The following is a 14,154-nucleotide window of genomic DNA, read 5'->3' on the forward strand; positions in this document are numbered from 1 at the left end:
CTGAAACACCAGACACTAAAGCACCGAACACTAAAACAGCGGACACTGAGCGTAGTCGAAGTGTCCGGATTTTGAAATGGTAATCGTCTAATTCCCCTGAGCTCGTTTTGCGGCTTCGCGCTCGCGGAGCTTTTTCCGTAAAACTTTTTGGATTGGATTCTTGGGCAAATCCTCCACAAATTCCACAATTCGTGGATACTTGTAGGCTGCCATGTGCTCCTTTCCAAATTGAATTATTTCCTTTTCCGAAACCTTCCCCTTAAAATCTTCGTGCAAAACCACAAACGCTTTCACTGTTTCGCCCCGGTACTCATCCGGTACGCCAATGACCGCCGCCTCCTGAACCGCCGGATGCCGAAGCAGTACCGCTTCCACTTCACTGGGTGAAATATTGTACGCAGAGGCGATAATCAAATCCTTCTGGCGATCTACAAAATAAATGAACCCGTCTTCGTCCATGGTACCAACATCCCCGGTGTGCAACCAGCCATCAACAAAGGTTTTCTCCGTTTCCTCCGGTTTGTTCCAGTAGCCTTTGGCAACCTGCTGTCCCCGGAAGAGGATTTCGCCCTGCTCCCCAATGGGCACTGTTTCTCCCTTCTCGTTCACAATTTTTGCTTCCGCACCGAGCGGCACCCCCAATGCTTTGTCATTGAATTTGTTTGGCATACACACAATAGCACCGGCGGTGGTTTCCGTCAGTCCGTAGCCATTCAAAAGGTGAAGACCGGTTTTGGCTTTCCATTTTTCCTGAAGCGGGATGGGTACCGGGGCACCCGAAGCCCCGCAGACCTTCAGGGCGGAAAGATCGTATTTGTCAAATTTCGGCTGATTTAAAAAAGCGGTGTACACCGGGGGCGGTGCAAAAAAGAGCGTGACCCGGTGTTTGTGCAAGAGCTTCAGGTAGCGGTGGGCGTCAAAACGGGGTTCCAAAAGCGTGATGCCGCCCGTGTAAAACATGCAGAGTGTTGCCAAAAGATAGCCTCCGATATGAAACATCGGAAAAAGTACAAGATTCACGTCCGATTCATTCAAACCGAAATTTTTGGATTGATTGGCGGCATTGAACACAAAATTCCGGTTGGTCAACATAACTCCTTTGCTTTTGCCTGTGGTGCCCGCCGTGTAGAGAATCATGGCTGTGTCGTCAAATCCGGGTGCCGGATTTGGAAAGTCGGAAGGAGAGTCTTCAAAAATGGACAAAAAGGGAAGGGTTTGGGTATTGTACGTCACAGAGACATGCGAACCGTCAAGACGGGATTTTAAACGGTAAAGAAAATTAATCGGAAAAGGAAGATAGTCATCGATGGTGGTCACTAAAATTGTCTCAATGGCTGTGTCGGGTTTCACCGGAAGAAAGTTGGGTAGAAATAAATCCAACGTAATGAGGTGCTTAGCCCCTGAATCGGCCAGAACGTAGCTCAGTTCCTCCTCTTTATACATTACATTGATGGGCACATAGATAGCGCCTAAAAGATTGGCCGCCAAAAAGGCAATGATCTGCTGAGGGCTGTTCGGAAGAAGAGAAGCAATACGGTCGCCCGGCTGAATACCAAGAGAAATCAGACCATTCGCAAAGCGACGGACAGCATCGTTTAATTGACGGAAACTGAGTTTTTTCCCGATAAAGATGAGAGCGGGTTTGTCTGGATACCGACTGGCGGTTTGGGCAAACATTTCGTAAACGGACATGGGTGTGACATCCGGTGTGGGCTCAATTCCCCAAGATGAATCGTAAGTAATAGCAGAGGTGGCCATTTTTGCCATAATTATCTCCTATTTTTGGATTGCCCCATTTTTCCCGGAAATAGATTTATTTTAAAGGAAGAAAGAGTCAAAGAGAAGATTCTTTTGTAAAATAAAAAATTGGTTGTGAAAATCAAGGGAAAAAAATTTATGCGTGAGTCTATTCCCAATCGTTCTGTAGACTCATAATGACGCAGGAGTTAGGGGTAGCTTGAAAAGCAACTGGATAACACAGTAAGATTTTCTTCAAAGATTTCAATTAATGGGTTCATTCCAAAAAGCGCGAATTACACAAATTACGCTAATTTAATTTCAATAAAATCAATTCGTAAAAATTCGTGAAATTAGTGGGCAAAGGCTTTTTAGAGCGGGCTCATTAATCAAACATCCTTTTTGGGCATTTTACTCATTTTCAACACCAGATAGCCCAAAAGCCCGGAAAGGAATGATCCAACAAGTATGGCCAGTTTGTCCGTGTAGTGGAATATCTGGTCGCTTTCAAACGCCAGCGTGCTGATAAACAGACTCATGGTAAAACCAATACCCGTTAAGACCGATACCCCATAAAACTGCATCCAATGACTGCCCTCCGGAAGTTTAGCCAGTTTAAATTTAATCGCAAGTCCGCTAAAACCGAACACACCCAGTTGTTTTCCAATAAACAATCCGAGAATAATTCCCAGAGGGACAGAACCCGACATCTGGCCAAGAGAAATTTGCCGAACATCCACCCCGGCATTCACAAAAGCGAACAGCGGCAAAATCAGAAACGCCACCCAGAAATGAAGATTGTGTTCGATATCCTTTACGAGCGAAACGGGTTGATTATTTTCATCTTTTGCATTCAACGGAATCGTAAATGCCAGAGCCACACCAGCCAGCGTGGCATGAACCCCGGACTTCAAAACGCTCACCCACAAAACCAGGCCGACAATAAAATAGGCTGCCTTTTTTGCAACACCCAACACATTAAGAGTGATTAAAACGGCCAGGGCAAGCGCTGCAACAGAAATGGATATCACAGACAGATTGGCCGTGTAAAACAGCGCGATAATCACAATTGCCCCCAAATCATCAATAATGGCCAATGCCATTAAAAATATCTTGAGGGAAATCGGAACCCGCTTCCCCAGAAGGGAAAGAATCCCCAAAGCAAAAGCAATATCCGTTGCCGTGGGGATGGCCCACCCATTAGCAGCAATAGGATTGCTTCGGTTAAATAGCAAATAAATCGCTGCCGGGACAGCCATGCCTCCAAGAGCAGCAATTCCGGGAAGAGCAGCCTGTCTTATGGACGATAAATGGCCTTCCAGCACTTCCCTTTTAACTTCCAACCCGATCAGTAAAAAGAAAATGGCCATCAGACCGTCATTGACCCAATGGTAGAGCGATTTGTCCAGGTGCAATGCACCCACGCGCACTTCGACGGGAATGTGTAAAAAGGATTTGTAAATTGAGGATAGCGGCGTATTACTGAAGACCAAGGCCAAAACAGTGGCAGCCATCAATAATATTCCGCTGGATGATTCTTTTTTTATGAAATCTTCGACTATTTTCATCGCGCATCCGGTTTCCGTTGATGCATGACAATAGGTGGCGAGAAAACGCCCCATGCCTTAATATGTTTAAATTTCACGGGTTCATTGGACGAAATACTTTTTGACCATGTGTTTAACCAGGGCGTGGTACGGCAGCCAGGCTTCCCACACATCCCTTGCCCATTCTTCGACCAATTGGCGGTGTTCGGCTAAATTTTTCGCCTTTGCAACGTCAAGTACTGTAATTGACCCATTGGGAATGGGTGGTTCCAACCATACAAACCTGTTTGCGCGTTTACAGATTATTTCAATCGCTGTGGCCACATCCGGCACGCTCATCTCCTTTTTAAAAAGAAGATGCAATCCTATCAGATGTAGATTAATGGACCGAATGGCGTCTGGTTTTGGTTTCCCAGGATGTTGAACCGAATAGGTATCAACGATAAGGTGTTGTGTCAAATCCGAATATTCCAATTTGCCATATCCTTTCAACAGCACCTTTTTATAAACCTCCCAGCATCCTGCAGTTGCTCCGATGTATTCGTGTGGTTTTCCGGGAATATCTTCGACCAAAGCACCACATCCATAGCATTTAATGAGATTATTCACTGTTAGCTCATTTTCTGGGTTCCGGGATCCAGAACAAACGGCCATTTAATGGACGTTCAACTGTTTCCCTTTATGTTCCCCTTTGCGTTTCTCCAGCGACCCTTTCATTCTATTGCAAGAGCCACTGACAAATGCAGCACCCGCTTTCGGTGTGTTTTTAGATGCAGAATAGGAGGGTTTTATCTTAAAGTTATCAATAATACGATAAAAATCAAGTTTTTTCTTGTTCCGACCCAAATTCCATCCGCTTTGAAGCAGAATTGATCACCGGTACACCAAACAAAATCCCCTCAAAATCCAACAATAAAACTCTGTAAATATTTCATCACCAGGGATGTTATCAGGGATCACCGAGCGGCCTCGAAGCACTGAGCTGATGATATGCAATTGTCGGATCTGTCTGTCAGGAGCGTCGACCAGCATCTTCCCCATGCCAATAGTGTGTTCGATCGCTTCCATGTGAAGAAGCATTTCGACAGGTTCTGAACAGTCCCGAGCGTTCGCCGCGGCCTCCAAAATCGTGGATTTTGCCACAAACCGTATAACAGAGGACCAGAGGAAATATATTGAATCCAATGGACTCAAAACACCAAGGTCTGTTACTTTAACAAAATCATTTTGCGGCTTTTTTCAAAAGGACCGGCTTTTAGTTGGTATATGTAAACTCCGTTTGCACAAGACAGGGCATTCCATTCGATCGAATAATCCCCTGCCGGTTGCTCTCCCGAAACCAACGTCGTTACCTTCTGTCCCAGCATGTCGAAAATGCTCAAGTCAACCGCCAAATTCTTTGAAAGCTGGTAATTGATTCGTGTTGTCCCGTTAAAGGGGTTCGGATAATTCTGGTTCAGCTTAAAATCAATGCGAAAATTTTCAAAAAACTCTTCCATTATAGTAAAAATATCGCTGACCGGATAATACGGCCTGGGGATGACACCTTCGTCACTCAAAAGTTTCCACAGACGGGGGTCCTTTAATAGGGCATCGATTTGGGTGGAATCGCCATTGAGATATGCTCCTTTGGAAATAAGGCGCACCCCATGCGAGTAATCCGCATACCGCGCAATATGTCCGTTATAGACGGGTTGAATCGGGTGGTTCTCGCTCAAATGCCAGCCATAAATAACCACGCGGGGGTAATTCCGGTCCGGGCTGTAGATTTTATTTGAGATAATAATATCCTTTTTGTGTCCGGCAATCATAGCGTCACCGGAGCGATCAAACCCCAGCTGGGCAATTTGCTGCCGGATTGAATCGGTGTGCTGCAAAAAGACCGGCACGGTCGTCATTTTATCAGAAGGGGGTATCGGTTGGGGCCTGAGTTTGATTTCTGCCTTGCGGTAGATGATATCCACCATTTTTTTTGTGGGAAGTGTGCAATGCAACCGATTGGCCAGATATTGTGCGGTTGATGGCGTCATGGGCATGTACAAATAATTCTGATCGGATCCAATGGCCATATAGTCACACGCAACAAAAAACGTCACGGTGTAGCGCCTGGCATTAATTGTTTGGGTAACCGACACCGCCCTGAGTTTCCGTGAAAAAGAAGGCACATTTCCGCTCAAAATCTCCCTGACAACGGCCTTTTCTCTGTCATCCAAACTGAGGCCCGCGACCCGCCGGGCAAACGCCTCTCCACTCACGGCATTTTCCGGCCGCTCGGGAAGATTCAAATAGTGCAAGGAGTCACTGACTTCTGTTTTGAGCCCGGAATTGCCGGCCCAAACGGGCGATGCGGGTTGTCCCACAATCACTTGCATCAGGATGAGAATCAGACCGAGAGTTTTTATTAATTTTGGCATTGGTTTCTTCAAATTAATAAAATTTGTCCTATTTGAGTTTTTGTGTGCATTGCTATTATTGTATGTTAGAAACCTAATGAAAATTTCAATTTGATTTTTGCCCTGTTATTGGGAGAAGAGTAAAAGTCCCAAGCAATGTGTACTCGAAATGTAAAGAACCCCCGGTAAAATAGCAAGCATAAAATACAAGAATCGATCTTCCAGTCTCCTTTTTGTTCGTTTCCCTCTCGATTCCTGTTTATCCCCGGCCCAAAAATAAAAAGGCTGCTTTTCAAGCCTTTTATAGCCATCAAACCAGCCCGTTTTAGGAAGACTCTTCAATATTCATCAAAATCCAACCCCATCAAAATCCAACAAAAAGCCCCTGTAAATAATGCATTTACAGGGGCTTTTTCTGGAGCCACCGAGCGGGCTCGAACCGCTGACCTGCTGATTACGAATCAGCTGCTCTTCCAGCTGAGCTACGGTGGCAAATAACAAATTTTGGTTTAAAAATATACGAAAATCAAATCCCTATTTCAAGAAAAATATTTTTACATCCTAATAATTTTTCTGAATCGTTACATCACTTATTTTTTCGGCAAACTGAACGAGTGCTCCGTGATCCAATTCGGCCTTTCCATCCGCAATCAATGCAGAGATCATCTGCTGGACAATCGCCGTCAGGGGCAGGGGAACATCAATCTGGCGGGCCGTTTCCAGCACATTTTTCAGATCCTTCTGATGCAGCTTTAATTTAAATCCCGGATCAAATTGACGATTCATCACCTTTGGAGCCTTTGAATCCAGAACGTGACTTCCGGCCAATCCGTTTCGAATGGCGTCGTAGAGGGTTTCCGGATCGAGACCCGCCTTCTGCGCCAAAACAAACGCTTCCCCCATGGCCGCAATGTTCAGGGCGACGATAATCTGATTGGCCAATTTCGCATAATTCCCGGCGCCAATGTCCCCAACCCGCTTCACAGATTGTCCCATGGTTTGAAGAATGGGTTTCATCTTCTCAAACGAGGCTTCTGAGCCGCCCACCATTATGGCCAGCGTTCCGGCTATGGCCCCGGCTTCACCGCCGCTCACGGGCGCATCCAAAAAGTCAATGGACTTGAGGCGCAGAAGACGGCCAATCTCCTGGCTGACAACGGGCGAGATTGAACTCATATCGATTACCGTTGAATGCGCGCGTGCCGCTTCGGCAACTCCATTTTGACCCAGAATCACCTCTTTTACATCAGCGGAATCCGGAAGCATGGTCAGAATGACGTCGGCCCGGCGTGCACAATCAGAAATGGATTCAGCAGCAGCCGCCCCTTTCTCCACCAACGGCGCCATTTTTTCGCGCGTGCGGTTAAAAACAATCAACGGATATCCGGCGTCAAGCAAATTGGCGGCCATGGGCTTTCCCATAATCCCCAATCCGATAAAACAAATGGTTGGTTTTTCCATACACCCTCCTGTTATCTATTGATAAAAAAACCCTGATCTGAAACCAAATCAGGGCCTTTGAATCAACCGATTCAACTAAAATGGGGTCAACCAGCGCCGCCAATTGGTATCCTGCAATTCATTTCGGGCCGTAGAGTGCACCAACTGATAATCGCCAAAACCCCGGATATCCACAAAATAAAAATCAACTCCCCCTTGAATGTGATAATAGTGCCAAATTTCGTATGCCCTTGATTCGCTGCTGTTGGGGAAGCGTTCGATCTCATCGGGTTTGCCGTACTCCAAATAGATCCGCCCGCGGTCACTTCGCCAGCCGGGTTTCCCGGATCCAAAATGTGAATTCACGTACGCCAGTCGCTGCAAATAATCCTGCCGAAACTCATTCTTAACCGTGGTTGGATCCTGATCCCGCCGGATCCAGAATTTTTTCATAAATTCGCGTTTTCCGGGCAAATCCAGGCTTTTGTAGATTTTCTTCTCCTGGTTGGTGGCCATGTAACTGGCCCCATCAAATTCTGCATCCAGTTGTTTGGCCGTCATTTCGTCGTAAACCTGATATTCCGGGCTGTTTATGATTCGCGAGAGCAACGAGATTTTTGATCGTTCCTTTTTCTCCTGCTTTGCAAAATCGGAGCTTCGATACACATAAAATTTTTTCATCGAATAGGATTTTTGACCGGTTCCCAGATCCGATGCAATTACCTTAAAGAAGTACGATCCGGACGGCAGCGTAATGATATTGACGCCGCCCACTTCAACAGCGGACGAACCCGGTTTTTTCCGAACAATGGGATCATATTCCCGGACAATCTTCCCGTCGCGATCCAAAACCTGATACTTTACCTGATAACTGTCGGGTTTTGCTTCTTTTTTTATGTTGTATATTTCAGAATAAAAATAAAGAACCGGGGCTCCTTGTCCGTACAAGCCGCCGGGATTTGGAATGACCTGATACCCGTTTTTGGTGTACATGTTGGGCTTGTCATTTTTTTGAATCAGCGATGCAAATTCAATATCGCTTACATCCATTGAATCGGCAACAAAGGGATGGATTTGAGCCGGCATTTCAATGGTTCCAAAACGGTCGTTATTCAGATCACGGACCGTGACCTTTAAATTGTACGTTCCCGGTCGAATGTACACCCGGGACACATCCGGAAGTCGTTGTGTTTTTGACACCTGGGCCAAACTATCTGCATAGGTCACCTTTTTAACGGCATCCCGGAACAGCACAGAATCTCCCTTCATTACATCAATCTCAATTCTAAAATTGGCGCGGTAATGGTGGGTGCTGTCCTTCACAAATTTCAACTGACTGCGATAAATAGCGGAATAAATCTCCAGATAATCGAATCCGTTGGACGCCCGAAAGGCGGCATAATTTAATTCAAAGGGTAGTTTGGTTTGATTAAATGTTTGGGCCCGAAGACCTGAAATCCCAAAGATAAAAAGAACGCTCGTTGCTATGAAAAACAATAGCCTTTTCATAAAATCCTCTCTTTTAAAAAACCCATTTTGCTTTTGTCTCTACTTGTAATTTTTCAAATAGTTTTACGTTAGAAATGAAAAAAGTTTCCCTAACTCTCCGATTTTACGAACTGATTTCAGCCGACGTCTCTTCTTTTTCAAACCGCACCGACACCAGTTTTGAAATGCCCTCTTCGGCCATGGTAACCCCGTAAATATTGTCAGACGCCTCCATTGTAACCTTGTTGTGCGTGACCAGAATAAACTGCACCGTATCGGAGAAATCGCGTACCACTTTTAGAAAACGGTGGAGACTGACATCATCCAGCGGGGCATCGACTTCGTCCAGTACGCAAAAGGGGCTGGGCTTCACCTGATAAATTGAGAATAATAATGTAATTGCAGTCAGGGCTTTCTCCCCCGCAGACAGCAGGTCCATCGAGCTGATTGCTTTTCCCCGAGGACGTACTTTAATTGAAATGTCCGCCTCCAACGGGTCATCCGGGTTAAACTTAATGTGAATGTCCCCTTCCCCCCCGTCGAAAAAGGACTGAATATTTTTGCGGAAATTCTCTCTGATTTTCTGGAAGACATCGTAAAATTTATCGTGGGCCGTTTTATTAATCACTGAAATCGTTTCCAGGAGCGTGTTCTTTGCTTCCAGAAGATCATCCCGCTGCTTTTCCAGAAATTCCATCCGCTTCGATTCTTTTTCATATTCTTCCAACGACAGCAGGTTGACCGGTCCGAAATTCTGGAGCCGCTTGCGCAGCAGTTCCAACCGCTCTGCAATTTCCTGAAACTCGGTTGGCGTCTTGGGCTCGGCAGGAACCACCTCGATTGCATATTTTTCGTTCATATTGTGCTTAATATTATCTGCCCGAAGTTCCAGCTCCGATAGCTTTAATTTCAGATTTCTCAGCATGTCCGAGGAACTCTCCCCTGCCTCCCGCGCCTGTTTGACTTCATTCTCCTTCGTTTTCAACTGCGTGCGCAGGTTTTCCAGATCAGACTGAAGCCTGTTTTTATCCTTAACCAACGCATCCCGGCGGGAATACAATTCGGCCAGAGCCGTGTGGGCCTTTTCAATCACACCCTCCAGATACTCAATGTCCGTTTCAGCCTCGCCGATTTCCCGATCGCGTGTAGCCAGCGTTTTGGTCAGTTCCCGAACCGTTCGCTCCATTCGTTCGATTTCAGACTGAATATTCTTTTTCTCGGCGGTTGTGCGAACCAAATTCAAATTCAATTCGTGAGCCACCTCCGCCAATTGATTGCGCTCTTCCTCCAATTCCTGTACCTTGTCCAGTAAACGCTGCGACTCTTTCTCAAACTGCTCTTTCCGTTTCGAAAGCTGCTCAATGGCCGGCATGAGCCGATTGATTTTTTCGTGAGCCTCCTGAATCGCGTTCCCGGTGCGTTCAATTTCCTGAGAGACGTTTTGAATAAGGTCGACTGTTTTCTGATAGGTTTCCCGATCCCTTGCCAGCTGAACCTGCTGGTGAAAATTCTGCTCTTCGTAGCGCTTCAACGCACGCTTCCGGGATTCGAATTGTTTCCGAAGGGATTCAAGTTTTTCCTGCTCACGCTTGACCTTTTCCGTCAGTTTTTCCTGCTCCGACTCCAGGGATTTAATTTCGGCCGATAATCTTTTCAGTTCGCTTTTGCGGCCCACACCTGCTACACGCTTCCCGCGCGCATACCAGGGAGTCCGCAACAGTCCCTGACTGGAGATGAGGTCACCCGCCGTCGTTACCACGCTTACCCCGTGTTCCCGGTGGATCCTTTTTTGAGTTTCCTCATCCGATACAATCAGATAATCCCCCAAGAGCCAATCGATCAAAGGCTTAAATTTTTTCCCCACGCGCACCACCTCATTTGCCCCTGTATTTCCGCTCCCGACACATCCGGACGGCCGCTCTTTTGGGGAGATTCCTTCAGCCACTCGAGAACCACAAATGTAACCTGACCCAATTTTTGCTTTTGCAAACGTTCAATAGCGGCATAAGCAGTTTCCGCCTTTTCCACCACTAAAAATGACGCCATTCCGGAGAGAATCGCCTCGATGGCACTCCGATAGGCTTCCGGAACATCCATCAAATCTCCCAACGGTCCCAATAGTCCGGGAAATTCCGACTGGTGTTCCAACAGAAACTTCACCCCCTCCGGAAACCCCTCATTCGCTTCAATCACGTGTTGAAGAAAATTCTTCTGCTGGTATTTTCCCTCCAGTTGGCTCTTCACTTTCAGTGCTTCTTCTTGCAGCTGCCGGTAGCTCATCTCTTTTTCGTGTACAGAATCTTCTGTTTTTTGAAGCTCTTTGGTGAGCCGGGCAACGTCGTGACTGGCCGTCGAATCGGCCTGCGTTTGTTGGGCCAGCGATTTTTTCAATCGTTCTTCTTCTTCGCGGGCCGCAGCCAGTTCCTTCTGAAGCTGCTCCTGTTTCCCCTGAAGGTGAAGAATTTGGGCCTCATACCGGCTTCGTTCCTTCTCGTTCTTATCCAGTTCTTTCAGCAGATCGACCAATTTCTTCCGGTAGTCATTGGCTTCCAACCGGCGTCTGTTCAGGATCTTTTCGAAGCCTTCCAGCTCTTCCTGTTTCAGACGGAGTTTTAATTTGTACCCGTCACTGATTTCCTCTATTTCAATTAGTTTCGGACGACTTTCTTCCAGCCTCTTGATCAGAATTTGCTGTCTTTTACGAAGCTGGTCCTCTTCCGTCCGGTAGCGCGTAATCTTCTCCTTCAGTGCCCGAATCCGCTCCTTTGAAACAGCCAGTTCATTCTCTTTTTGATGGACCTCCTGAGTCACACGATCCAAATCCGATTGCACCTTTGAAAGATGATCCTCTAAAGACAGAACATCTGCGCGCATGTGTTCCAGATAGGCTTCTTCCTTACTCAGCATGGAGCGATTGGTTTGAAAGGCCTGTTGACGCTGGGCCAATTGAGATTTCAAGGGTCGTAATTCCCGAAAGATTTTCCCAATCTCCAAAGAAGCATGACGAATGTCCAATTGCTCAATTTCTTCCGACAGCTTCTGGTACCGCTCTGCCTTGTTGACCTGACGTTTCAGCGAATTTACGTTCCGCACAACCTCCGAAATAATATCATTGACCCGATTTAGATCTTCCTGCGTGGCATTTAGTTTTCTCAAAGCGGCGGCCCGGCGCTGCTTGTATTTATTGATCCCGGCGGCTTCTTCAAACAGTTGGAGCCGTTCTTCCGTTTTGGAACTCAGGATCGATTCTACCATTTTTAATTCAATCACCGAGTAAGAATCGGGTCCCAGGCCTGTGTCCAGGAATAAATCGGTAATGTCTTTCAGACGGCACGGTCTCTTGTTCAGCAGATATTCACTTTCACCCGAACGGTACAACCGCCGGGTGACCACAACCTCGGTGTACTCGGATGGAAGCACGGAGCGGTCGTTTCGAATCGTCATCGAAACCTCGGCCATGCCAACGGGCTTTTCTGTGCTGCTCCCTGCGAAAATCACCTTGTCCATTTTGTCACTGCGAAGGACTCCTGCACGCTGCTCGCCCAGAACCCAGCGAATGGCATCCACAATGTTCGTTTTGCCGCTTCCATTGGGTCCAACGATGCACGTCAGACCGTCCCTGAAAATGATTTCCGTTTTCTTGGCAAACGATTTAAACCCACGCAATTCTAATCGTGTAAGATACATCTAATCCTCATAAAAACTGAGATTGATCCAGACATTTTGTGCACTTTCTCACCGAAGAGAAACTGCTCGTTCATCAAACCAAACACGCATTCCCCCAAATGGTTTTTCACCCACAGCATTTTTCCCCGGCCATTTACGAAAAACATGTATTCCATTCGTGCATTCGCGGCAGATACCCCGCACCGATTTTTCAGAAACATTCCGGTTCAATCAAATTCACGGGAAATCCCTAAAAATGGCCCTTCTAAATCCCGGTTCTCCAGACGTGCACCACGTAACCCAAAAAGGGCCAAAAATTGGAATGCATCTGGTACAGCCAGGCCAAAAGTCCCCAAAAGCCCCCGATAAAGACTATCATTCCCAAAGCGGTTTTAACCGCCGAAAAATGCAGAATAACCACCATTCCCCGAAAAATCCGGTAGATAAACCAAACGAACAAAACAGCCAACATGATGAAAATAAAATACCGGGCTGCCGGATAGGGCCAAATACGAGCCGAAATCATGGCAACGGGAACCAGAAAAATGAAAACACCGCTCAGCCAGAAAACCATGGTTAATGCATTCCGGAGTGAAAGCGAACGGGCCGCGGCAACCGTAAACAACTGAATGGCAACCGCCAATGCTGAAAACAGGAAAAAAATGATGCCTGTCAGCACCAAAACAAACAGCCCCGGATTCCAGACCAGTGGGACAAAAAAACTCTTCAGCCACTGAAAATAAAGCATCTGCGACATAAAATAGTCAAATAAAAGGGATTCCCGGTAATAGAAAAACAGGCTCGCCCCAAAAATTGCCAGCGTGGCCGATCCGCTAATGCTGATAATGAGAGAATGCCCCCAGGCGATTTTTCGGCCTGACTGCAGTTCTTCATAAAAACCATGCGGCCGCATAAACACCCGAACAAAATTACCCGAAACGCGCCGGTTCCCTTTCAAAAAGTAAAGGAAAAAAATAATAACTCCGAATCCCCATAAAATGAAAGACACCTCCCGCGGATCGCGGGTTTCGACGTAATCGGCATAACGGGCTTGCTTCCCCTGAAACAGATCGTGAACCATTTTCCAGGCCACCCGCGGAGGATCGTGTGCTCCGGCCTGCAATCCCAGGTGAAACTCGCGCTTATTCTGCTCGTAGGAATTTAAAAAACTCGGGTAAGCCCCCGGGTAATCCAGATAAGTAAAAACGAAATAACCGGCCACATCCGGAGACCGGGAAAGGTCCTTCACGTTTTTCCACAAATAAAATCCCTGGCGTTTTTCATAGCTGAGTTCATCTTCAGAACGATCAAACATTTTTACAAACGGTGCCGAGACCTGTGTAAACAGAATGGGTACTTCAGGATATTTTTGCCGAAAGTCGGAAATGACCTTCTGCCACCGGGGATGCTGAAACGACACCATGTCGAATCCGACCCAATCCATTGGAAAATGCGCCGTGCGAACCACCCCCGTGCGAAAAGAGGCGCCGCTAAAAAAACGTGTTTCTCGCGTGTCATTTTCTTTCGGAAGAACTTTAAAAAACTCCTTTGAAAATCCATCATTCCCCACACCCAGCATAACACTAAAAAAAGATGGGTGCTCTTCTCCGTCCAGACGAAGGGTTCTCCAGAACTGACGGACATTTTCTCTAAAGGAAGCCTTTTCCCAATTGTCTGCCGGGGTGTTCCAGAGCGGCGGACCCGTCAAAATGAAAAAACCCAGGGAATCGGCCATCGTAAACATCTGCGGACTCGGCGGGTAAATAAACAGAACGGCATTGGCACCCAGCCGCTTCACCCATTTCCCAAATTCTTCCGGCGGCACCTGCCCGGGAAATACGGAAAGTCCTTTTAACTTTAAAAGGGTTCCATTCAAATAAAAA

At 46.7% G+C, this 14,154-nt stretch carries 10 protein-coding genes and 1 tRNA gene; 1 reads left to right on the top strand and 10 read right to left on the bottom strand.

Going from position 1 to position 14,154, the window contains the following annotated elements:
• Nucleotides 1-87 precede the first annotated feature (87 nt).
• The 3 genes from GXO76_04235 to GXO76_04245 form a co-directional block, all read right to left on the bottom strand.
• Nucleotides 88-1,767, bottom strand: coding sequence for a long-chain fatty acid--CoA ligase (locus GXO76_04235; protein NOY77061.1), 1,680 nt, complete (start codon nucleotides 1,765-1,767; stop codon nucleotides 88-90).
• Between the two features lie 359 nt (nucleotides 1,768-2,126).
• Nucleotides 2,127-3,305, bottom strand: coding sequence for a Na+/H+ antiporter NhaA (nhaA, locus tag GXO76_04240; GenBank protein NOY77062.1), 1,179 nt, complete (start codon nucleotides 3,303-3,305; stop codon nucleotides 2,127-2,129).
• Between the two features lie 81 nt (nucleotides 3,306-3,386).
• On the bottom strand, nucleotides 3,387-3,893 hold the full coding sequence (locus GXO76_04245) for a hypothetical protein (protein ID NOY77063.1): 507 nt from the start codon (nucleotides 3,891-3,893) through the stop codon (nucleotides 3,387-3,389).
• A gap of 381 nt (nucleotides 3,894-4,274) precedes the next feature.
• Here GXO76_04245 and GXO76_04250 point away from each other — a divergent pair, with 381 nt between their 5' ends.
• The gene (locus GXO76_04250) at nucleotides 4,275-4,379 is read left to right on the top strand and encodes a transposase (protein NOY77064.1); all 105 of its coding nucleotides are present in this window, start codon (nucleotides 4,275-4,277) and stop codon (nucleotides 4,377-4,379) included.
• A gap of 113 nt (nucleotides 4,380-4,492) precedes the next feature.
• On the opposite strand, the gene GXO76_04255 is transcribed toward GXO76_04250, so the two are convergent.
• The 7 genes from GXO76_04255 to GXO76_04285 form a co-directional block, all read right to left on the bottom strand.
• Nucleotides 4,493-5,698 (bottom strand): T9SS type A sorting domain-containing protein, encoded by a 1,206-nt coding sequence (locus GXO76_04255; protein NOY77065.1) that lies wholly within the window; start codon nucleotides 5,696-5,698, stop codon nucleotides 4,493-4,495.
• A gap of 395 nt (nucleotides 5,699-6,093) precedes the next feature.
• Nucleotides 6,094-6,169 (bottom strand) — tRNA-Thr (locus GXO76_04260).
• Nucleotides 6,170-6,238: 69 nt separating this feature from the next.
• A complete protein-coding gene (gene garR, locus GXO76_04265; protein ID NOY77066.1) occupies nucleotides 6,239-7,138 on the bottom strand; it encodes a 2-hydroxy-3-oxopropionate reductase in 900 nt (299 codons plus the stop codon).
• A 75-nt stretch (nucleotides 7,139-7,213) separates the two neighbouring features.
• Nucleotides 7,214-8,626, bottom strand: a complete 1,413-nt coding sequence (locus tag GXO76_04270) for a GWxTD domain-containing protein (protein NOY77067.1) — start codon at nucleotides 8,624-8,626, stop codon at nucleotides 7,214-7,216.
• Nucleotides 8,627-8,729: 103 nt separating this feature from the next.
• Nucleotides 8,730-10,469: a hypothetical protein gene (locus GXO76_04275; GenBank protein NOY77068.1), complete on the bottom strand. Its 1,740-nt coding sequence runs from the start codon at nucleotides 10,467-10,469 to the stop codon at nucleotides 8,730-8,732.
• The gene (locus GXO76_04280; protein ID NOY77069.1) at nucleotides 10,445-12,292 is read right to left on the bottom strand and encodes an AAA family ATPase; all 1,848 of its coding nucleotides are present in this window, start codon (nucleotides 12,290-12,292) and stop codon (nucleotides 10,445-10,447) included. Before GXO76_04280 ends, GXO76_04275 begins: the two co-directional genes overlap by 25 nt.
• Nucleotides 12,293-12,536: 244 nt before the next feature.
• The coding region (locus GXO76_04285; GenBank protein NOY77070.1) for a hypothetical protein at nucleotides 12,537-14,154 on the bottom strand (1,618 nt) is incomplete at its 5' end.

This window comes from Calditrichota bacterium (assembly GCA_013151735.1).
GTDB lineage: Bacteria > Zhuqueibacterota > JdFR-76 > JdFR-76 > BMS3Abin05 > BMS3Abin05.

What these genes read in the sequence shown, in the direction of transcription:
- nhaA (NOY77062.1), bottom strand. Translation starts at nt 3,305, where the DNA reads ATGAAAATAGTCGAAGATTTCATAAAAAAAGAATCATCCAGCGGAATA.
- garR (NOY77066.1), bottom strand. Translation starts at nt 7,138, where the DNA reads ATGGAAAAACCAACCATTTGTTTTATCGGATTGGGGATTATGGGAAAG.
- GXO76_04280 (NOY77069.1), bottom strand. Translation starts at nt 12,292, where the DNA reads ATGTATCTTACACGATTAGAATTGCGTGGGTTTAAATCGTTTGCCAAG.
- GXO76_04235 (NOY77061.1), bottom strand. Translation starts at nt 1,767, where the DNA reads ATGGCAAAAATGGCCACCTCTGCTATTACTTACGATTCATCTTGGGGA.
- GXO76_04270 (NOY77067.1), bottom strand. Translation starts at nt 8,626, where the DNA reads ATGAAAAGGCTATTGTTTTTCATAGCAACGAGCGTTCTTTTTATCTTT.
- GXO76_04255 (NOY77065.1), bottom strand. Translation starts at nt 5,698, where the DNA reads ATGCCAAAATTAATAAAAACTCTCGGTCTGATTCTCATCCTGATGCAA.
- GXO76_04250 (NOY77064.1), top strand. Translation starts at nt 4,275, where the DNA reads ATGCAATTGTCGGATCTGTCTGTCAGGAGCGTCGACCAGCATCTTCCC.